The sequence below is a fragment of the Paenibacillus daejeonensis DSM 15491 genome, assembly GCF_000378385.1.
In the GTDB taxonomy this organism is placed as follows: domain Bacteria; phylum Bacillota; class Bacilli; order Paenibacillales; family Paenibacillaceae; genus Paenibacillus_D; species Paenibacillus_D daejeonensis.
In genome coordinates this window covers 113,010-135,534 of sequence record NZ_KB899661.1, presented here as the reverse complement: position 1 = coordinate 135,534, position 22,525 = coordinate 113,010, and the positions used below count along the sequence as shown (strand labels likewise).

Annotated in this window: 17 protein-coding genes; all 17 read left to right on the top strand. The window is 53.8% G+C overall.

What is annotated here, in order from left to right; genetic code table 11:
• Window positions 1–111: 111 nt before the first annotated feature.
• Window positions 112–1,473, top strand: coding sequence for a sulfatase family protein (locus tag F556_RS0111760; protein WP_020617155.1), 1,362 nt, complete (start codon window positions 112–114; stop codon window positions 1,471–1,473).
• A gap of 857 nt (window positions 1,474–2,330) precedes the next feature.
• Window positions 2,331–3,179, top strand: coding sequence for a helix-turn-helix domain-containing protein (locus tag F556_RS0111755; protein WP_020617154.1), 849 nt, complete (start codon window positions 2,331–2,333; stop codon window positions 3,177–3,179).
• Between the two features lie 171 nt (window positions 3,180–3,350).
• Entirely contained in the window at window positions 3,351–3,791 is a 441-nt protein-coding gene (locus F556_RS0111750; RefSeq protein ID WP_020617153.1) for a DUF6526 family protein, read from the top strand.
• A gap of 152 nt (window positions 3,792–3,943) precedes the next feature.
• Window positions 3,944–4,867 carry an AraC family transcriptional regulator gene (locus F556_RS0111745; protein ID WP_169447571.1) on the top strand — a complete coding sequence of 308 codons (924 nt, stop codon included), beginning with the start codon at window positions 3,944–3,946 and terminating at the stop codon, window positions 4,865–4,867.
• Window positions 4,868–5,076: 209 nt separating this feature from the next.
• Window positions 5,077–6,273, top strand: a complete 1,197-nt coding sequence (locus F556_RS0111740; protein WP_020617151.1) for a DUF418 domain-containing protein — start codon at window positions 5,077–5,079, stop codon at window positions 6,271–6,273.
• 26 nt (window positions 6,274–6,299) lie between these two features.
• On the top strand, window positions 6,300–7,460 hold the full coding sequence (locus tag F556_RS33775) for a sensor histidine kinase (protein ID WP_169447570.1): 1,161 nt from the start codon (window positions 6,300–6,302) through the stop codon (window positions 7,458–7,460).
• Window positions 7,457–8,065 (top strand): response regulator transcription factor, encoded by a 609-nt coding sequence (locus F556_RS0111730; protein WP_020617149.1) that lies wholly within the window; start codon window positions 7,457–7,459, stop codon window positions 8,063–8,065. Before F556_RS33775 ends, F556_RS0111730 begins: the two co-directional genes overlap by 4 nt.
• A 246-nt stretch (window positions 8,066–8,311) precedes the next feature.
• Complete coding sequence (locus F556_RS0111725; protein ID WP_020617148.1) at window positions 8,312–9,463, top strand: Gfo/Idh/MocA family protein; 1,152 nt, start codon at window positions 8,312–8,314, stop codon at window positions 9,461–9,463.
• 57 nt (window positions 9,464–9,520) lie between these two features.
• Window positions 9,521–10,687, top strand: a complete 1,167-nt coding sequence (locus tag F556_RS0111720; protein ID WP_020617147.1) for a dihydrodipicolinate synthase family protein — start codon at window positions 9,521–9,523, stop codon at window positions 10,685–10,687.
• An 11-nt stretch (window positions 10,688–10,698) separates the two neighbouring features.
• On the top strand, window positions 10,699–11,520 hold the full coding sequence (locus F556_RS0111715) for a sugar phosphate isomerase/epimerase family protein (protein WP_020617146.1): 822 nt from the start codon (window positions 10,699–10,701) through the stop codon (window positions 11,518–11,520).
• A 348-nt stretch (window positions 11,521–11,868) separates the two neighbouring features.
• A complete protein-coding gene (locus F556_RS33770) occupies window positions 11,869–13,113 on the top strand; it encodes a Gfo/Idh/MocA family protein (RefSeq protein ID WP_020617145.1) in 1,245 nt (414 codons plus the stop codon).
• Window positions 13,114–13,261: 148 nt separating this feature from the next.
• On the top strand, window positions 13,262–14,338 hold the full coding sequence (locus F556_RS0111705) for a LacI family DNA-binding transcriptional regulator (protein ID WP_020617144.1): 1,077 nt from the start codon (window positions 13,262–13,264) through the stop codon (window positions 14,336–14,338).
• A gap of 185 nt (window positions 14,339–14,523) precedes the next feature.
• Window positions 14,524–17,310 carry a beta-galactosidase gene (locus tag F556_RS33765; protein ID WP_020617143.1) on the top strand — a complete coding sequence of 929 codons (2,787 nt, stop codon included), beginning with the start codon at window positions 14,524–14,526 and terminating at the stop codon, window positions 17,308–17,310.
• Window positions 17,311–17,333: 23 nt separating this feature from the next.
• On the top strand, window positions 17,334–18,299 hold the full coding sequence (locus F556_RS0111695; RefSeq protein WP_020617142.1) for an ABC transporter permease: 966 nt from the start codon (window positions 17,334–17,336) through the stop codon (window positions 18,297–18,299).
• Between the two features lie 12 nt (window positions 18,300–18,311).
• Window positions 18,312–19,223 carry a carbohydrate ABC transporter permease gene (locus tag F556_RS0111690; RefSeq protein WP_020617141.1) on the top strand — a complete coding sequence of 304 codons (912 nt, stop codon included), beginning with the start codon at window positions 18,312–18,314 and terminating at the stop codon, window positions 19,221–19,223.
• Between the two features lie 78 nt (window positions 19,224–19,301).
• Entirely contained in the window at window positions 19,302–20,903 is a 1,602-nt protein-coding gene (locus F556_RS0111685) for an ABC transporter substrate-binding protein (RefSeq protein ID WP_020617140.1), read from the top strand.
• A gap of 375 nt (window positions 20,904–21,278) precedes the next feature.
• Window positions 21,279–22,475: a ParM/StbA family protein gene (locus tag F556_RS0111680; RefSeq protein WP_020617139.1), complete on the top strand. Its 1,197-nt coding sequence runs from the start codon at window positions 21,279–21,281 to the stop codon at window positions 22,473–22,475.
• Window positions 22,476–22,525 lie beyond the last annotated feature (50 nt).

Here is a 22,525-nt window from a genome sequence, read left to right as displayed (position 1 = left end):
CTATAGGAGACAAGTAAAAAGAGGTCCGCCCGTTTGTGCAGTATTCTGCGCGAGCGGGCGGACTCCTGCACGTTATTCGCTTTACACGTTTAAGAGAGGGAGAGATGCAGCATGAGTACGCGCAAGCAACCGAATGTGATTGTGTTTTTTACGGATCAGCAGCGTTGGGATACGACGGGCGTGCATGGCAATCCACTGGGGTTGACGCCGAATTTTGACCGGATGGCCCGGATGGGGACGCATCTGGACTATGCCTTCACGTGTCAGCCGGTGTGCGGTCCCGCCCGTTCGAGCCTGCAGACGGGGCTGTATGCGACGGAGACTGGCTGTTACACCAACGGCATCCCGCTGCCGGAGGACATGCCGACGCTGGCCAAGTATTATAATGCCGCTAGTTATGAGACCGGATACATTGGCAAATGGCATCTAGCCTGCACCCGGGACCAGCCCGTACCGCCGCAGCTGCGGGGTGGCTACAAGCACTGGCTGGCCGCCGATGCCCTGGAGCACACGTCTGACGCGTACGATACGAAGGTGTACAACGAGGCTGGGGAGGCTGTGCAGCTGCCGGGCTACCGTGTAGATGCGCTGACCGATGCGGCAATCCGTTTCATTGATCAGCAGAGCAGGGCGGACAACCCCTTCTTCCTCTTCCTGTCCTATCTGGAACCGCATCACCAGAATCACCGCGACGATTACCCGGCACCCGATGTCTACCGTGATGCCTACACGTCTCGCTGGACGCCGCCAGATCTGGCAGCATTGACTGGCACTGCGCCCCAGCATCTGGGCGGCTACTACGGGATGGTGAAGCGGCTCGACGAGGCGCTCGGACGTGTGATGGACGTGCTGCGCAGCCTGCGGCTGACGGAAGAGACGATCATCCTCTTCACATCCGACCACGGCTCACACTTCAAGACGCGCAACGGTGAGTACAAGCGCTCCTGTCATGAGAGCTCGATTCGTGTGCCTACGGCGCTCTATGGGGGAGATTTCATAGGTGGCGGACGTGTCGGCGAGCTGGTGAGCCTGGTGGACCTCGTGCCGACACTGCTGGATGCTTCAGGGATCGAGGTGCCAGCGCATATGCAGGGCCGCTCGATCGTACCGCTGCTGCGTGGGGCGCGCGCGGACTGGCCACAGGAGGTGTTCGTGCAGATCAGCGAATCCCAGGTTGGCCGGGCGATCCGCACCCACCGCTGGAAGTATAGCGTCAGCGCGCCGGACGCCGACCCAATCCGCGATGCGTCTGCACCGGTCTACCAGGAAGAATTCCTGTACGACCTCTATGCAGATCCCTACGAGCTGAGTAATCTGGCGGGATACGAATCCCACCGCGAGGTAGCCGATACACTGCGCGAGACGCTGATTCGACGCATCGTCGAAGCGGGGGAGGCGCCACCTGTGATCGAGCCAGCGCCAAGCGTCGCAGCCGGCCAGCGCAAGGTGCGCCCGCAGGAGAATGTGGAGTAGGCGAGCAATTGCAAGGTCGTCCGTCGGCCGTTTGGATGAAGAGTAGGCGGCGACGTGAAGTAGCGGGCCCCCAGGCAGCTGCGTAAGTCGTCCCACCGCCGTCATGTTGCAGACAGGCGCGCTAGGAGGTGTATGAGGAAGGGCTGTTTTGCCCAGATTTCACCTGAGTTGCTCAACAGTGGGGAGGCATGGGCGACAGATTACGATGTGGCGTAAGGCGGCGACGTGAAAGTAGCGGGCCCCAGGCAGGCAGCTGCGTATGTCATTCGATTGCTGGTTATTATGTCCCACCGTCATCAGGCTGATGGCTCGCGTGCTGGGAGCTCACCAACTCGCCACTGATCATTTACCACCAGCTGAACTGCTTGACCACCATCAAGCAGCGAATCCTGGGGCACTTGTGGGCGTCCCACCGCCGTCATGCCGCCTGACCCCGCGCTGGGCGCTGTGCGCGAAAAGAAAAATCGTACACGGTGCATCATCCATCACCAATCAGGTCCATGGCCGCCCTGTGTGAAGGGGGCTCCTGCTGTAACGGCCACCACGGCCGCTATTAAGCCCGAAAAGGCAGGTTTAACATTCTAACGGCCATGGGTGCTCTTATTTGGACGGGTTTAGCCAATTCCACTCACTTTTGGAGCAAATAACTGCGCCTGTGGCCGTTAGCCGCAAAACTCATCATTATTCCGGGGAATAGCTGCATATATGGCCGTTAGAGCAAAAAGACGGCATCAGACGCATCGGGGGCCTCGCGGATATCGGGGGCAGAGTCGGGATATTCCGCATATTTCGCAAGGGGCCGCCCACCCGTCTAATTGACCCTCAGACATACTTCGCCGCAAAGGAGGCACGCGCCAATGAAGGCCAACCGCAGAATTGAGAAGACGCCCGGGACGTTGTTTTTTCAGCCGGGCTTTCCGTTCTATGTAAATCGAATTGAGGAATCGTTCGAGCTAATGGAGCATTCTCATGATTTCTATGAAATCAGCTACGTGGCAGAGGGGCGTGGCTACCATCACATCGGCGAAGAGACGATTGCGGTGCGGCGGGGGGATTTGTTCTGGATTCCGCTGGGCACCTCGCATGTATTCCGTCCTTCGGATGCTCGGGGGCGGGAGCCGTTGATCGTCTACAATTGTATCTTCACAGAGGAAGCGTTCGGGCGGGTTATGGACGAGGACGGGCAGGTGCAGGGACTGCAGCAGGTGACGGAGTGGCGTCATGTGCGCGAGCAAGGGGCGGAGTTTGCTCAGCTGCTCGAACCGATGCTGCGTGAGTTTCTGGGACGCAAGCCGGGTTACCGATTGTGGGTGCAGAGTGACTGGAGCCGGCTGATGATTCTGCTGCATCGTCGTCTGGTTGACGAGGGCTCCGCAGTGCGTCCCGCGCGTGCGCTGGCAGAGCTGCTGGACCAGATTGCCCTCTACCCGGAGCGGAGCTACACGCTGGCTTGGGCGGCGGACCTGCTCGGTTGGAGTGTTCGGCACACACAGCGGCAGGTGAAGGCACATACGGGGGTTCCTTTTAAAACCTATGTACACAATAGTAAAATCCAGGCCTGCTGTGAGCGGCTGCGGGAGACAGACAGCACAATTCCTGAGATCGCCCGCTGGGCCGGATTTCAGGATCTAAAGCATTTCCACGCGCTGTTCAAGCGCAAGACCGGCATGACGCCCGGGCAATATCGCAAGGAGCATCAAGTCTAGTAGAAAGTCAATGAGCGCAAACGAGGGCGGGGGGTGCATCCTGCTTTTATCTTCGTGAGACAGCGAGCTCTTAATTAGTGATGCAAGCCTTCGTGTTCCGGGTAATCAGAGGCATCCTGCCTCCGCCCGACCGGAGCGGACGCAATCACTCACTGACAAGGGGGTCGTCTCATGAGTATGAAGCAACCGAAAACGTCTTCTTTTCTCCGTTTTGACTGGCCGTATCATTTCGTTACGCTGCCGCTTGCACTTGTCCTGCTGGTCTGCTCCATCCTGCTGCTTATCCGAACTGCCCGGGTGGACGGAGATAACGGACTTGCTCTCCTGGTTACTGGTTTTGCGTTAGCGTTGGTGTTCGCCCTGATGCGAATGCGCCGCTATGCTACCAAAACCCAGGACCGGATCGTGCGGATCGAAGAGCAGTTCCGCCATTACCGGCTGACCGGCAAGCCTCTCCATGAACGATTGACGATCCAGCAGATTATCGCTTTGCGTAACGCTGGAGATGATGAGTTCCCGTCTCTATGTCAGCGAGCAGTGACAGAGCGCCTGGAGCCTTCGGCGATACGTGAGCAGATTAGTAACTGGCGCGAGGATACGATGCGCATTTAGCGGTAGAGGGAGGCCTGGAGCCTCTCTTTTTTGCTGCTCAGTGTCTCATGTTAGCTGGTACAGCCCAACAGATCATCGGTGTATCAGTAGAGCTAAGTCCATACTCGTCGAGTTGTGGATTGTCTATACCCCGCAGGCATGTTCAGCACGCCTTGAATAGTGTACGATGGAAGCAAGGAATCCGGCTGCAAGCTGCCGATCCTCATCCAGAGAACGAAGCGGGGTGGACGGCCATGCTGTTGGAGATCGATACGGAAGGCCATGAGATTTATCTGTACGAGAAGAAGCATTCGCAGAAGTATGAGTTTGCGGATCATTATCATAATATTCACCAGATCGTCTACGCGCTGGAGGGGACGGGTGCGGTCGCCTTCGATGGACGTCAGCATACGATTAGCCCGGGCAAGGCGGCGGTTATCACGCCAGGCACCGTTCATTCGATTCGCTCCGATTCACGCCTGACCCTACTCGTCGTGGCGCTGTCCGATCAGATCTTTTTGCAAGGGGAACTGGCAAGCCGTGTGCTTCAGCGTTCCCGGGTGATCTCGCTGTCTGCTCATCTCGACAACGAAATTCGCCGGCTGCTGCGGACGATGCTGTTCGAACAGGCGCGACGCTCGGAATTTTACACGATTGCTCTGAGCTGCCATTTGACGGAGATCTGCTTGATCTTCCACCGGACGCTGCAGACCGAGGACCAGGGTGTCGATCTCAACTATGTGCGGGCCGAGAGCATCCGTGACTATATCGATATGTATTTTTATGATATCAGCAATCTCACCAGTGACATTGCCAACAAGCTGAACATCAGCTCGCGCCATGCAGATAACATCTTCAAGGAATACTATCATGTCACGCCGCGCAAGTATCTGACGGAGGTGCGCATCGAGCACTCCAGGAAGCAGCTGGCGGAGACCGACAAGGATATTGTCACGATCTGTTTTGAGGCAGGCTACGAGAATCTGTCGACGTTCTACCGGACCTTCAAGAATGCGACCGGACTCTCGCCCAATAAGTACAGGCAGACGTATAACGAACAATTCCATGCCGAACAGCATATGGCGCCAACTGAGTAATTTGTTGTGGGTAAGCCATTCCACAAGCTCTTTCCGTACAGCGACGGGAAGGGCTTTTCTATATGTCGTCGCATACTCCGGCAGATATGATACTGTCATATGAATGTTCTGACAGGTATGAATAGTTGCGCGTACGATGCAGCTATACAATACATACAGGACAGCTTGCTGTAGCTGGGCTGCTCAGGTTTATTCATAGGAGGAAAGACATGAAAACGAGTGGGGATGCGTTGCAAATCGAACCCAATCAAAGCGTGTCGCAAGCCGCCGGACGCATCCGTCTGCTGGATATTTTGCGCGGTTTTGCGGTGCTGGGCACCTTGGGTACGAACATTTGGATTTTTGCCAACCATGAAGGGATCAACAGTTTTTTGACTTCAGACAGTGTGCCATGGTGGAACTCTCTGGAAGGCACCATCGGCATGCTGTTCGGAATTCTCGTGAATGGTAAAATGCTGGGGATGCTGACGATCATGTTTGGCATCGGCATGGAGATGAAGTACCAGCAAGCCATGCGGCGCGGCAAAGCCTGGCCGGGTATGTATATTTGGACCGCCTTATTCTTGATTGGGGAAGGCTTCATTCACTTCGCGCTGGTGATGGAGTATGATATTCTCATGAGTTATGGATTGACTGCTCTGCTAACGGCATTGATCCTCAAACGGGGAGATCGGGCAATCAAGCGAACGATGGCTTGGATGGGCGGCCTCCATGTGGTCGCCATTCTCGCCCTGTCGATCGTCCTTGGGGTGCTGTTCATGGGTGTAACAGCTGACCTGGATTTGAACCTCCAGGATACGGCCTTATTGTATCAGCAAGGCAGCTGGCTGGAGCAGGTGCAGTACAGAATGGACAATTTCCTTGCCCTGCGGGGAGAGGCCATTCTCATTCTGCCGATGAATATGTTTTTGTTTCTTTTGGGCGTGCGCCTGTATCGAGCCGGTCTCTTCGCCATGGACGAGGAGGGGCGGCATAAACGAAAAAAACTTATGCGCTACGGCCTGTGGATCGGCGTGCCGCTTAATGCGTTAATCCTATTGCCGAATGGCGTCTTTTTATTGACTGCGCGTTATGTATTTGCTCCAATCTTGGCGCTGGGTTACATCGGTGTGATCGGATGGGTGTTTGACAGGCGAGGCAAGTCGCCGCTCTGGAACAGGCTTGAGCAAGTAGGCAAGATGTCATTGAGCAGTTATGTAGCCCAAAACATAGTGGCCAGTCTGATTTTCTACGGTTGGGGTTTGGGACTTGGCGGACGCGTGGATCATCTGACGATTACGTTCATCTTTTTTGTCATCTGCCTGTTGCAATTGGGATTTGCAGCGTTGTGGCTGCGTTATTTCCGTCTGGGACCGCTGGAATCCACGCGGGTGGCGTTGCTGAGGAGGATACAAGGGAACAGATAACGATGGATACAGGGGCCGGTTCAAACATGAAACGTTTAGTTAACGGAAGAGATACGGGACAATCTATTTTTTTTGATATCCTTGTTTTTTTCTCCTACTTTTTTTATGAGTCGCTGATTAACAGTGATGGCTTTCCGATCTTGCTGCGGTTGTTGATTGTCGGGCTGGTATTCTCGTGTTATTTTATCATGAGGAGACACAACAATTGGCGTTTGCTTGGGGCCTTCCTGTTCAGTTGCGTCCTACTGCCCGTAGCAGCCATTTATGGGTCGGAATGGTTCTTGTACTATGGTTTCATTTTTGCCAATCTATTGGGTCGGACCAGCAGGAAAGGCTATATTGCTGTAGGTATGACGGGCATTGTAGCGATGTTCTTATTCTACATCCTGCAATCGGGAGAACGGGATTGGTCACTGGTGGTCGTACTGCTGGCGCAACTTGGGATGCCGCTGTTCGCGTATGCGAGACACCAGGCTGCCCGGCTCACGCTGGAGCTTGATGAGGCCCGCATCCGGCTCGCCCAGGAAGATGAACGCCACCGGATCGCCCGCGATCTGCATGATACGATCGGACAAACCCTGACAATGATCAAGCTGAAGGGTGAATTGGCGAAGCGCCTTGTGGACAAAGACACGACGCAGGCCAAGGGCGAGCTGGATGAAATTGTGGAAACCTCGCGTGAGGCGCTCGGACAGGTGCGAGAACTGGTGAGTGGCATGACGCGGGTTACCCTGCAGGTGGAACTGGGTTCAGCACAAGAAGCGCTGAGCAGGGCAGGAATCGCCTTGGACATCAAGCCAGGGCTGATGACCCTGCCGGGAGGCGGGGACGCGGTTGTACCAGGGTCACCATTTGAAGCAGATCCAGGGCTTCGGTTCGCCTCACCGACCGTAGAGTCCTTCGTGGCCCTGTCGCTGCGGGAGGCCATTACCAATGTTATCCGTCATAGTGGTGCAAGCCAGTGTCACATTGACTGGCAGCAGCAGGGAAGTGAGGTCGAGTTGAGCATCAGGGACAACGGCTCGGGTGCATGGGGCAACAGTGCAGGGAATGGATTGCGTTCCATCAACGAGCGCATGGCGCTGATCCAGGGTGAGATGATATGGTCCTTGAAGCCTGGCCAGGGTTCAACATTGATGCTGCGCTTCCCGTTGCACGGAGAGAAGAGTAAAGGAGTAGGGGCATGATTCGGATTGCAATCGCCGAAGACCAGAAGTTGTTGCGGGATACACTGGTGAAGCTGCTGAAAATGGAGGATGACATAGAGGTAGTCTGCCAGAGCGGGGACGGTCAGGAGGCACTGGATGCGATCCGCCGGCTGAACCCGGATGTGTGCCTGCTTGATATCGAACTGCCGTTGTTGTCCGGTCTGGAGATTGCCAGGCTGTTGCGTAGTGAGGGGCATCCGGCGCGGCTGATTATGGTGACAACCTTTGCGCGGGCCGGTTATTTGCAGCAGGCAACCGAATTGAAGGTTGAAGGGTATCTCTTGAAGGATGAACCGATCGACGATGTGCTTGAGGCGATTCGTAAGGTCGCGAAGACAGGGGAGCGGGTGGTGAGTAAAGAGCTGGCTGCGGCTTTGTTCGCCAGGGAGGCAGCGCCGCTGACCGAGCGTGAACTGGACGTGCTGCGGCTGTCTCATCGCGGGTTCACGACCGATGAAATCGCCGGGCAGCTTCATTTGACTGTAGGTACGGTACGTAATTATCTGTCGTTGGGAATTCAGAAGCTGGGCGTGCAGACACGCCAGCAGGCAACGGATAAGGCCCGGGAGAACGGATGGTTGTGAAGTTGCCTGACGAATCGGAAGTGAAACGATGATTAAGTGAAGACTGTATGAACCGCCGTTCGGAGTTTCGCTCCGGACGGTTTTTTTGCGCAGCTCGGGCAATGTCGGAAATTGCTGCAATCGTTTCCGAAATTAAGAATACGCTTCCTAAACTCGTAAGACAGGAGCTTGGCGGCAGCGTTATGATAAGGGCAACCGCTCCGAAGAGGAGCAATCCACTACAGGAAGATGAGAGGAGATTGTCCTATGACTACGCATCAAGTTGGGATTATCATGAACGGGGTTACCGGAAGAATGGGTACCAATCAGCATTTGATCCGTTCCATTATTGCCATTCGAGAAGAGGGTGGCGTCAAGATGCCAAACGGCGACATCATCATGCCGGATCCGATTCTGGTTGGACGTCAGGAGCATAAAGTAAAAGCGTTGGCCGAGCGGTTTGGCCTGGAGCGCTGGAGCACAGATCTGGATGCTACGCTGGCTGATGATCACAACGTGATCTATTTTGACTCACAGATGACGAACTTCCGCGCCGAGAGCATTCGCAAAGCCATTAAAGCAGGCAAGCACATCTATTGCGAGAAGCCAACTGCAGCTGGACTGGAAGAGTCACTGGAGCTCGCTAAAATCGCTAAGGCAGCAGGTGTCAAAAATGGCGTCGTTCAGGATAAATTGTTCCTGCCAGGTCTGATCAAGATGAAGCGTCTGGTGGACTCTGGCTTCTTCGGCAAAATCCTCTCGGTCCGCATGGAGTTCGGCTACTGGGTATTCGAAGGCGACTGGCAGCCGGGACAGCGTCCTTCTTGGAACTACCGCGCGGAGGACGGCGGCGGCATCATCGTCGATATGTTCGCTCACTGGCGTTATGTGCTGGACAATCTGTTCGGTGAAGTCCGTTCGGTTTCTTGCCTTGGCGTGACGCACATTCCGGAGCGTATTGACGAGAATGGTGAAGCCTACAAGTGTACGGCTGACGATGCGGCTTATGCAACCTTTGAGCTGGAAGGCGGCATTGTGGTTCAGGCGAACTCCTCTTGGGCTGTCCGCGTGAACCGCGAGGATCTGCTGACGATCCAGGTCGACGGCACAGAGGGCAGTGCAGTTGCCGGTCTGCGTGACTGCAAAACGCAACATCGCGTTAATACCTGCAAGCCAGTCTGGAACCCGGATATCGAGAATCCGTTCAACTTCCGCGAGCAGTGGGAAGAGGTGCCGGACAACCAATTGTTCGACAATGGCTTCAAAGTCCAATGGGAACTGTTCCTGAAGCATATCGTCACCGACAGCCCATTCCCTTGGGACCTCCTCGAAGGCGCAAAAGGCACGCAGCTCTCCGATCTGGGTATGCAATCCTGGAAAGAGCGCCGCTGGATCGACGTACCAGAACTGAAACTTTAAGCACATGCTTCCGAAGTGAGTTTTCCTTCGGAAAACTTTTAGGAGGGGATCGATCGTATGAGCAGCATTATTAGATTGCCACAGGTCGGCGGAGCGCTGCAGGATTACACGCTTCGTGGGCCTGGCGCCTTCGAGGTGCCGCAGGGCAAGCCGTTTGAGAGCAGGATCGCCTATTCCGCCGCTCACGTCGTCTGTGATCCTTTTGCAGGGACAGACCCGGGCAGCAATGGACAAATCGACTGGGAGGGAACGCTGGCGTACCGGCGTCACCTCTGGTCGCTGGGCCTGGCCGTCGCCGAGGCGATGGATACCGCACAGCGGGGCATGGGCCTGAACTGGGAGCGGTCACAAGAGCTGATCAGTCGCTCGGTACAGGAAGCCAAATCCGTAGGTGGACGCGTCGCCAGCGGCGCAGGGACAGATCATCTGCTACCGAAGCCGGGCAACACCATCGATGACGTGCTGCGTGCCTACGAAGAGCAATGCAGCTTCGTCGAGGGCGTAGGCGGACGGATCATCCTCATGGCCAGTCGGGCGCTTGCTGCCTGTGCCAAAGGGCCGGAAGACTACGAATATGTATACGGCAAAATCCTGAGTCAGGTCAAAGAGCCAGTTGTTCTGCACTGGCTGGGCGACATGTTCGATCCGGCATTGTCAGGCTACTGGGGACATCAAGATCTGGACCAGGCTATGGACGTCTGCCTGCGCGTCATTGAGGCGAATGCGGACAAGGTCGACGGCATCAAGATTTCTCTGCTGGATGCAGACAAAGAAATCAACATGCGCCGCCGTCTGCCGGCTGGCGTGAAAATGTACACCGGTGATGACTTCAATTACGCCGAGCTGATTCACGGGGACGAGCAGGGCTACAGCCATGCGCTGCTGGGAATCTTCGACGCCATTTCACCGGCTGCTGCCGCTGCGCTGCATGCGCTGGACGCCGGCAATGTCGAGAAGTTCCACGCTATTCTGGAGCCGACGGTTCCGCTGTCGCGCCATATTTTCCAAAAGCCGACGTACGCGTACAAAACCGGTATCGTGTTCATGGCATACCTGAATGGTCACCAGTCGCATTTCCGGATGATCGGCGGTGCCGAGGGCATGCGCTCGATTACGCATCTGTCCGAGCTGTTCGTGCTGGCTGATCAGGCAGGCTTGCTCAGCCAACCGGAGCTTGCGGTAGAGCGGATGAAGAAAGTACTCGCCGTCTCAGGCGTGGAGTAAGGGGGATGACCATGCAACCATTACAATCATTTGACCGGCTCAGTCTGAATCAGATTACAACGAACCAATGGACGCTCAAGGAAGCGGTCGAAGGCAGCCTGCGTGCAGGCGTGCCGTGGATTGCGCCATGGCGCAACAAAGTGGCAGAGCTGGGCCTGGCCGAGAGCAAGCGGATCATCCGCGAGTCCGGGCTGAAGGTATCGAGCCTGTGCCGCGGCGGCTACTTCCCGGGCGATACCGCTACGCAGCGCCAAGCCAATCTGGAGGATAACTTCCGGGCGGTCGAAGAAGCGGCGGAGCTCGGTACGGATACCCTCGTGCTCGTATGCGGACCGGCTGCGGACAAGGACCTTGCTACTGCTCGCCAGCATGTAGAGGAAGGGATCGCCAACCTGGTCGAGCACGCCCAATCGCATGGCATCAAGCTGGGCATCGAGCCCCTGCATCCGATGTACGCTGCCGAACGCTCGGTCGTCGTATCGCTCGCGCAGGCCAACACCATTGCGGAGCAATACAAGCCAGAGCAAGTAGGTGTCGTTGTCGACGTATTCCACGTCTGGTGGGATCCCGATCTGTATGCTCAGATCGAACGGGCGGCGGGGCGTATCCTCGGCTATCATGTATCCGACTGGATTGTACCGGTGCCGGATCTGCTGCTTGGACGCGGCATGATGGGCGACGGTGTCATCGAGCTGCGCAAAATCCGCGAAGCCGTGGAGAAGGCCGGTTACAACGGTCCGATCGAGGTCGAGATTTTCAACCAGGCGATCTGGGATATGCAAGGTGACGATGTCATGGAACTCATGAAACAGCGTTATCTGGAGCATGTGTAAGGCAGGAAGTGGGCGTGCATCCGAAGAAGTAAACTATAGATAAGCACTATGGTTCCACTTCCGGGAAATAGCACAATCTCGACCGTTTTTTTTGAAATTCTTATCAGGAAAAAGGGCGTGGGGATCCCCCGGCCTTTTTCCAATTCTAAGACTTTATATAAATATATATTGAAAAAAGTGCCGGAGAGGCACGGAATCGAATCTGGAGAAGCGAAGCGTTCGCCTTTGTCCCCGGATTTCACCCCTAAAGGGGTAAAAATCAAAGAAATCTGGGGACAACAGCGATCGTAAGATCGATCCGTGACCGTAGCTGCCTTTTTTCAACTGAGGACGGAGGAGAACGCGCAAATGGCAAAAAAACGGATGGCCTTGGCAGGCGTGGGCGGCTTCGGAGGCTCCCATGTCCGTGTCATCAGCAAGCTTGTCGAGCAGGGAGAGCTGGAATGCGTCGCCTGTGTGGACCCCAACCTGGAGTCATGCAAGGACAATGTTGACATCCTGCGTGGTCTTGGAGCCGCTTACTTTACCAATTATCAGGAGATGCTGGATGCCCATCCGGACCTGGATTTTGTCGCGTTGGCCACACCCATCGCACTTCACAAACCTATGGCCATTGAGGCCATGCGGCGCGGCATGCACGTCCTGACGGAAAAGCCGGCAGCAGTGTTGCTGGAGGACGCCGTGGAGATGGCAGCCGTGAGCCAGGAGACCGGCAAGCGGTTGGCTGTGCAGTATCAGAATACGTCTGGCGAGGCCTTCAACAAGGCGCTGGAGCTCATTCGGAATGGAGAGATTGGAGAGCTGCAGCGGGTCACAGGCCTCGGTATGTGGAAGCGCACGGACCAGTACTATGAACGTACAGGCTGGGCAGGCAAGCTCAAGCATGGCGGCTCTTACGTGCTCGACGGAACGTTGCATAATCCATTTTCCCACTTGTTCTACAATACGCTGACGGCTGCGGGACGCGGGGATGCGCTTGGAGCCGTTCCCGTCTCGGTGCAAGCGGAGCTCTACCACGCCCATACGATCGAGTCGGAGGATATGGCGTGTCTACGGGCACGGATGGCTAACGGCGTGGAAATGCTGCTCTATACGACGCTGTGTGCAGGTGACAATCGTCCGGAGCCCTACATCCGAATGGAAGGCAGTAAGGGCACGATTATGTGGCACTACAATGATATCTTGCATTGGACGGGAGCAAACGGCGAGGAACAGACAGTCGATTACAGCGCTGACTTTCAGCCCAATGAATTAATGAGTCGGCTGTATCGCAATTTGATGGCTGCCATGGATGACCCGTCCCAGCGTTTGTATGCTTCGATTGACGGTTCCATTCATTATCTGACGGTCACCAATGGTGCCTTCCAATCCTCTGGTGCGGTGCATACCGTGCCGGACTCTGCGATCGACCGCTTTCCTGAAGGCGGGAGCATGGCCACCTATATTCGCGATATTGAGGCGACGATGGAGGCTTGTGCTCAGGCGGGTCAGCTTTTTTCTGAGTATGGAGTGAGCTGGGCAGTTCCGGGTACACAAGTAGGAGCAGAGGAATTGGCTGACGTGTCTAAGCACTGGTGGAGAACCGATAAGTAGATCACTTGCAGCAAAGGCAAGCCACGCCTTCGGCCCTCGGGTCGGAGGCGCTTGACGTTGGGCAATCATTGCTCAGAAAAGTAAGCGTATATAAAATAGCTAAACTCTGCTATTCTACTCGTATCTTATAGACTGGGAGCGAGTGGAGATGAAGAGAGTTACTGTATACGACATAGCCAAGGAAGCAAGTGTGTCTGTAGCTACGGTGTCTCGTGTGCTAAATAATACGGCCCCGGTCCGGCAAGCCACTAAGGACCGGGTGCAAGCCTTAATTGATAAGTACCAGTTTCAACCGAACGCGCTGGCTCGCAGCCTATACAAAAAAGAAACGGGAATGCTAGGTGTCATTATTCCGGACATTACGAATCCATTCTTCCCCACGCTGCTTGCGGGGCTGGACCAGAGAGCCCGACAACTTGGGTATACCATCTTTTTGTGCGATACGGTCTCGACAGAGGGGGAATACGAGGATCAGTACCTGCGAGAATCCGAATACTTGAATCTCCTCATGGAGAAGCGAGTGGACGGCATGATATGGATCGGCGGGCGCATCAATCTGGCTCATCCCAGCGAGGATCTTGTGAAGGAAATGATAGATGTCAGCAAACGCGTCCCGTTGTTGCTGGTCAATGGACAGGTCCCCGGAACAGATATGCATAGAGTGTACGTAGATGAGAGAGAAGGGGCTCAGTTAGCAACGCAATATTTAATTCATCTCGGACATCGTGAGATCGCCTTTGTGGGGGGCTATGTCCATATGACCAATACGCTGGAGCGGCTGCAAGGCTTCAACGAAGCGATGCGGGACAACGGGTTAACACCACGCAAGGAATGGATGCTAAATGGAGACTTTTCTGTGGAGAGTGGCAAAAGATATTTTAACCGGCTGCTCAGTTTGCCCAAACTGCCTACAGCGATATTCTGCGCCAATGATTTGGTCGCTGTAGGGGTCATGAAAGCCGCCCACAAAGCTGGCATTCGAGTACCGGAGGATCTGTCACTCATTGGCTTCGATGATATTCCCTATGCTGCTAACAGCATTCCGGAGCTAACGACGGTGTCTCTGAAATGCTATGATGTGGGGCGAATTGCTGCGGATCAGATTTGCGGGATGATGAATGGAGAGTTAGTGTCCAAAGCGATCAAAGTGAAGCCCGAATTAGTAATTCGGGAGTCTGCCACCCCCCTAAATATAGTTGTTGACAACGCTTACAAATTTGAATAGAATGAGAATACAAAAAAGCATAGGCTTCTAAATGTAACCCGTTGCATCATGTTTTTATTGGCATAAAGGAGCAATACGGATAAGCACGCTACTCGATTTGCGTGCTTTTTTTGAACCCTGAATGTAACGGGTTACATTATAGAAAATCATTTTGATTGACTATTCTGGAGCGTGGAGGAACCTTTATGAGCAAGTTAGAGGAGCTAGCGCCAGTCGTGGAATTCAAAGTGGACGGCGTTCACATCCGTCAACAATCACACCTTATATTATGTGCTTCCTTATTTTACTTCCGAATTCCGCGTGCCTACTGGAAAGAGCGCATGCAGCAATTGGTAGCGCTGGGCTACAACTGCATCGATGTCTACTTTCCATGGAATTATCACGAGCAGAGCGAAGGAGACTGGTATTTTGAAGGTGAACACGATGTTTCAGCCTTTCTGGCAGCGGCGGCCGAATCGGGTCTCTGGGTTATCGCTCGTCCAGGCCCTTATATTTGCTCGGAATGGGACGGGGGCGGATTGCCGGCTTATCTATTGGTAAAGGATGGTATCCGGTTACGGGATAATGATTCGCAGTTCCTTAACTATGTGGGGAGCTGGTTCGATCGTATTATGCCGCTGCTCCGTAATTATCAAGAGGGTGAGGGCGGTTCAATCATTGGCATACAGTTGGACAATGAACTGGACTTCTACAATTGCTACGATCCAGCCGGATACATCGGGGCTCTCCGGGATATGACTCTTGCACATGGAATTACAGTACCCCTATTCGCCTGCGCTGGCCAAGGCGGGCTGGAGGAGGCGACCGGTTGGGCAGCCGGCGTTGTGCCAGCCTGCAATGTGTATGTCGACGACCGCGCGCCAGAGTTGGAGGCCAAGGTGCTGCATTATGAAGGCATAGTCAGGAAACGCGGCCATCCGCTGCTGGTGACGGAGACGAATCGTTCGCATTATTTCTTGCGTCGACTGCTGGCTTGTGGCGCCAAGCTGTTGGGACCCTACCTGCAAGTATCGGGGACGGACTTCGGATTCACCAACGCAACGAACAATTGGGGTCAACCGCTTGCTTTTATGACGTCGGATTATGATTTTGGAGGCATGATTTCACCTGAGGGCGAGATCCGGAAGGAAGGGTACGAGGGACGGCTGCTGAGCAGGTTAATCCGAACGTACGGTGAAGCGCTTAGTAGGGCTCAGGTGTGTGATTTCGCGCAGGCTGGATTGGAGCTGGGAGGGGATATATCGGGCATAGCACAGCCCCAATTGCTCCGGTTGAAGGGTGGCGGCTATCTCCTGTTCCTAACCAATCTTGAGGATAGACCCAAGCGGCTCGTCTTGCGCAAAGAGGGCGAGTTTGAAGAAAGTTACCATCTCTCGGCCGGGCGATCGCTGGCCTTGCCGCTCGGCGTTCCATTACCCAGCTTCGGTGCACGAGGCATCCTGGTGATGGCTGCCGCTGAGTTGTATCTGTCAGCATTACGGGACAACGGAGCAACCCTGGTATTCCATGCCGAGGAGAAGGCGACGCTGCTGCTGCGGGTAGAACAGCCGAAGCAATGGGAAGGTCTAGGGGTTGCAGTTATCTATCGTAATGGGATGCTAGTGATTGAGACGGAGGGGACAGCTGAAGCAAGTTGTCGGATTCTGTTCGCCGACGGAAACCAATTACAGCTCATAATTCACTCATTGGATAAAGCGCTTCATTTGTCATATTTAGAAAAAAATAACGAGCTGGTAGTTGAACAATCGCCTAATGCTGTACCCTCTTCAGTACCGGTAACCAGCGAATGGAGGATGACTGCGATTGAAGCAGGAAGGCCAATCCCGGGCGCTGCTGGACCCATTAGACAAGCCAAGCCAGATTATCTGGAGAAAGCAGGTATCTATCGTGGTTATGCATGGTACGAAACCCATTCTTCCCTACCGAGTAGGGCAATTAAGGGGATATTGATTCGGCGGGGCAGCGATGTTGTATCACTCTATGCGGACGGTGAGTATGTAGGCACATCGATACCTGGCGGCTCCAGCTCCTATATGCCGCTGCAAGAGCCTGCAACCATCGGACAACTGCAGGCGCGGGTGGAAATTTGGGGACACTCCAACTTTGATGATGTGCTCCAGCCTGCACTTGGTCTGCATTCGATGAGGGGGCTGCAGGGAATGATTGCGATCTCGGAGGTTCATCGACTTAGTGGCAACTGGCATCTCAATAGATCACCTTATCGTGGATCCCTCACCGTGCCTCTCGATGCTGGTAATGCAGACACTTGGCCTTTGGTAGGGTTCGGAGACTGGACTTCGCCGGATCAGCCGGCTCTGGAATGCTATCGGCGCACGTTTACGCCAGCAGGTGATGCGAACTCGTGGACACTGCACTTCCCGGAACTACAGGTGTCAGCGCGATTATATATAGACGGTCATGACCTTGGCGAGATCAGTCCATTCGATCCTTATGTCGAGCTGACAGCGTTCCTAATACCCGGCAGGACGGTTGAACTGACCGTGGCCATGGAGCGGGCAAGAGGACTTGCACGTGGGCAAGTTATTCTGTACGAGGGTGTTGAGACTACGGATTGTTCGATTAGCGCAGCAGGAGAAGCAGAATGGCTGCAGCATGCTACATCATGCTTGCCACAGGCTTCATCGATCTCATTGCCATTGGTCCTGGACCCGGGTCAGGCGGCATGGCTGTTTACCGAAACCGCCGAGTCACAACGAGGCCACGGATGGCGGGTGGCGGTTGAAGGTTCTGCGCTGAAACTGACTGCTTTCTTCGCTGGACGCATCGTAGGCCGATTGTGGCTGAACGAAGGAAGTAAGGGCCCCACAATGCGTGGCGGGGATCCTGTCTCCTTCTATCTTCCGGGCGCTTGGTACAATGCACAAGCAGCAGGACAGCTTTCCCTGTTGCTCGAGGCAGTGGACAAAGACGCGCCGGGGCGACTGGTATCCGTTCGGTTCCAGGACGTCTAATCACGACACAGGGAGGGCTTGATATGGCAGTCAAGGTTGAAACGGAGCTTCCTCGCAAGCGGTTGCGGACCGAGAACGGCAGAATCAGACGATGGATGAACAACCGGACTCTTATTCTTATGTGTTTGCCAGCCATTCTCTTTTTCATTGTTTTCGCATACTTGCCGATGCCGGGACTTTACCTTGCTTTCATCCAGTTTAACTACTCAGACGGTATTTTCCGAAGCCCGTTTGTTGCCTTTGACAACTTCAGATTCTTGGTGATGAACGGCGATCTGTGGCGCTTGACGTTCAATACAGTGGCCTACAATCTTGCATTTATCCTGCTAGGCAATGTACTGCAGATTTTGGTGGCGGTACTGCTGAATGAAATCCGTCGCAAATGGTTCAAAAAAGTGAGTCAGACCATTATGTTTTTACCTCACTTCATCTCTGCAGTACTGATCGGACTTATCGCTTACAATATTTTGAGCTATGAATATGGATTGTTGAATCAAATGCTCCAAATGATCGGGATGGAGCCGATCAAGACGTACTCCAATGCCTCTATCTGGCCCTTCATCATTGTTCTGGCGTATCTATGGCAGACAACGGGCTATGGCTCGATTATCTATTTTGCTGCAATTATGGGATTGGATAACGAGATTGTGGAAGCGTCGGAGATTGACGGTGCCAATGCCATACAACGGATCATCTACATTGTACTGCCTTGGCTGAAGCCGACATTTATCATCTTGCTGCTGTTCTCATTGGGTGGCATCCTCAAAGGCAATTTCGGGCTATTCTACAACCTTGTAGGTGCTAATAATACAGCCCTGTATCCGACGACGGATATCATTGAAACGTATGTGTTCCGAGCCTTGATGACGAATTTCAACTTCTCGATCGGCAGTGCTGTCAGCCTCTATCAATCCGTCTTCGGTCTGATCATTATTTTGACGGCGAACTGGTTCGTACGCAAAGTCTCGCCCGAGAACTCATTATTCTAGGAGGTGGCGCAGGTGCAGCATTCAGAGCCTAACAGAAGGATACGCGCAGACGCCAGCGAGACAATCGTCCGGACTTTCGGTTACGTTTTCATCAGTATGTTTGCCATGAGCTGTCTCTTGCCATTCTTGTTGGTGATCGGCACCTCATTTACGGCGGAGGGGATGATCAAGAAGTATGGGTTCAATATCTGGCCCCGTGAATTCAGTACGTTCGCGTACAAAATTGTGTTTGAAAACCCGGACCAGATCCTTGGCGCTTATATCGTCACCATGGGCATCACAGTGGTTGGAACGGCCGTCGGTCTCTTCATCGTAGCGATGACGGGCTATGCGCTTCAGCGTCCTGACTTCGGATTACGCAACAGCATTTCCTTCTTCATTTACTTCACAACCTTGTTCACTGGTGGGCTAGTGCCGTTTTATCTGCTCATGACCCGCTACCTGAGCCTGCAAAACAACTATCTGGCCGTGTTGCTGCCAGGACTGCTCACACCATTTCTGATCATTATGATGAAGAGCTTCGTACGCTCGATCCCGCATGCTATTACTGAGTCTGCGAAGATTGATGGGGCGGGAGACTTCACCATTTTTATCAAGCTGATCCTTCCGATGACTACGCCTGCACTTGCAACCATCGGCCTGTTCATCGCATTGGGCTATTGGAATGAATGGTACCACTCCATGCTGTTTCTGTCGGCGGATATGGATTACCGGCCACTGCAACTGTTTTTGTACAATACGGTCACCACGGCAGACTTTGTTCGCAACTCCGCCGCGGCTTCCAATGTAGAACTGCGCGATGTTCCGCTGGAATCCATGAAGATGGCGACCGCCGTTATCGCTACTGGCCCCGTTATTCTGTTCTATCCGTTCGTCCAGCGCTATTTTATCCGGGGCATTACGGTCGGCGCTGTCAAAGGCTGATGTGCAGCGGGCCATTCTCAGGTCCGTCCACATATACGGGCTTTGCCCGATTCTATGAAACCAAAGGGGAGAAGTGGTATGTTTACGTATAAGAAAACGATGGCCTTGCTGACAGCTGCCGTCATGACATTCTCGCTCGCGGCCTGCTCAGGCGATAATAGCGGAAGCGGCAATTCCTCTGGTACCAACACTGGGTCGACTGGTGGCAAAAGCGATACGACAACCGAAGGTGAGCAAGGGATTGATACATCCAAATTTGTGAAAATAAACTATGTCATTCTTGGGAATAAGCCAACCAATGGACACTTCGATAATGCGCTGGCCGAAGTCAACAAAATTATGAAAGAGAAGATCAACGCTGAATTGGAGTGGAAGTGGGTGGAATGGGCCGACTGGCAAACCAAGTATAACTTGCTGCTGGCTTCTGGTGAGGCGCTCGATCTTATTACGGTTGCTACGACGTGGCTGGATACGTGGGGCAACGCTCAGCGCGGGGCCTTCAAACCGCTGGACGATTTGCTGCCCAAATACGCGCCGTTGACGTATGAATCTATTTCCGCAGAGCATTGGGAGGAGAGCAAATATAAAGGGCAAATTGTTCTGATTCCTGAGAATGATTACACGCAGTGGGTCAACCACGGGTTCTTCTATCGGGGGGACTGGGCGCAAGAGGCAGGTATCACCGAGCCGATTAAGGACTGGGAGCAAATCGGTGACTATCTGCAATATATTAAAGACAACAAGCCTGATGTAATTCCGTGGGATGCCATTTCACAGGTGAGTACATTTGGCGGCTTCGTTCAGTCGTATACCGACGAGCTGGAATTACCGATATCGACTGGTTATCTGCCTGTATTTACGACCCAATCCTACGATGAGAAATTTACGGTTGTCAGCCCCGTCTTTGAAGATACGTTCATTGACTACGCGACGATGATGAAAGACTGGGCTGATCGCGGCTTCTGGCGCGAGGATGTGCTCAACAACAAGAACGATACCCGTGTATCGCTGCGTGCCGGTTTGACGGGGATGGATCAGCATCATACACAAACCTTCTCCGGACTTCGTGTGACGATGGATCGGGAGCAGCCGGGCTCCGAGCTGCAGATGTACCCATTCTCCCGAACAAGCGGCAACTTGCTCGATCTGGCAATAACGCATGGTGGCACCTCAATCGGAGCGCATAGCAAAAACCCAGAGCGTGCATTGATGGCTTATGACCTGATTCGTAACGATGAGCAAATCTACCATCTGATCAACTATGGGATCGAGGGTGTGCAGTATACAATTAAAGACGGCAAGCGTGCGCTGCCTGAGGGCTACAATCAAGCGAAGGACGAGTTCTATTCTGACTTCTGGGGCGGGCGCGTAGATAAGTTTGAGATTCCAAGCGAAGCGACCTGGGACCGCATTGACACACTGTATGAAGAGTATGATCAGATTAGAAAACCGTATCCGTATGGCCGATTTGTATTTGACAAGACCCCGGTGGATGCCGAGCTGACTGCGATTACGCAGGTGACTGGGCAACTCGGTCCGGCTATTGCCTTCGGCAAAGCAGGCGATCCCGTGAAAGCGGTAGAGGAGTTCCGGGAGAAGCTGAAAACTGCAGGGTATGACAAAGTGTTGGCTGAACTGCAAAAACAGATGGATGAGTTCAAACAACAAATTGGCGGCTAACATGTGAGGACGTGAAGGGGAGGGTGACCGCTCTAGTAAGGCAGCGGTTTATCCTCCCCGTTTTGCTGGATCCTTCGAGGAGATCACGATATTGGTATTTGGGTGAGATTCGTTTGCATTTTCTCCGCTTTCCCTGAGGCATGGATGCACTTCTACCCGGATTCTTCCAACCGCCAGCAGCTCAAACCAGTCCCGTATCTACGCGATGTGTGCCAATTCGACTTTAGATTTGTGTGAACCTGTCGACTGTTGTACTATTAGTTAGAAAACATTAATCTGCTTTGGGACTGTAGTGGCTTGTCCTGCATCACTTTATATGGCAAAGTATTGCCAAAGGTATTTTTTATAACTATGGATATCGGGAGGAAGAACCAGATGAATCTGCATTTTTATGTAGGTAATGATAACGGCAACAGTGAACATGATCTGATTATCGACGGCAAGCTGATCCAGCAGCCCAACGTCAACTGCACAGTGGACGAGATCCCTTGGAGCGATGAGCAGCCGCCAGAGAGCTTTATCAAAAATCTCCATGAGCAACTCGTGGTGACCATCGATTCACCATCCGCACGTCCGGGCATGTATTATGTCGGCAAGTTCGCGCTAGAGAGCGGCGAAGTGCTGGACAACCTGCAAATCGGTATTGATTTGAAGAGTGATATGGATCTGCCGGTCATCAACACGCTGGCTCAAATTGCAGCTGCAGCGGTACAGAAGGGCTATGAGCAAGACAAGAAGATTCCTGCTCAGATCGACGTTGAGGTGGATATGGCGACAGCGCTTCCGGTAACCCAACACTCCGACGAGACGGCTGCCAAGTTCGAGAAGCGTTTCACATCCGGAACGCATCATGTAACTGTGCATTTGGGACTGCAGCGGGTAGCGGTAAAAATCGTATTCCCGTTCACCAAGGTTGTACCGGAAGCAACGCCTGTTATCTTCACGCTCCAGAAGGATTCGGAAGGCAACTGGCGCGAAGGCGATATTTTCAAAGAGTTCACAGAGACATACAAAATCGACAAGAAGTTCAACGGCAGTTTCTTCAAGGAAAAACGGATCCTGCATGTCGATATCGGTGATGGCTCGACGGAGTATCCGATCACGGAAGGCAACAAGTTCCTGCGCCAGTTCGTGTACGGCACACATCACGGAGCAGGCTACGCCATTGAGGAAGCACTCGATGAGTTCAACCGTCTGATCCATCTGCCGGACAGCCCCCGCCAGTTCTTCAGTGATGTACTGAAGAATCCAAAGCACAAGTACCATGCGCGTGCCATCAAGACGCTGAAGCGTCCGATGGAAACCCAAGTCCGTCAGATCGTTCAGAACGTCAAGCGTCAATTGGCCAAGGCGCGCAACGAGATTGATCTCATCTGCGTATACGGCGGCGGCAGCATCCTGATGCGTTCCGTTCTGCATCCTGCGCTGACTGAGCTGGTGGCGGAGCGTGAAATGCAGCTGCTCTACGTGCCTGCAGATTATGCGGTTCAGCTCAACGCAATGGGTCTCGATGCATTCGTACGTGGCAAAATCTACGAAGCTCTCAAAGGCAAAGCTGTTCAACCAGCCTGATCCAGCAGCAGCGACGAGGATGAAATCGGACGACCGGTAGGTGAGTAGAA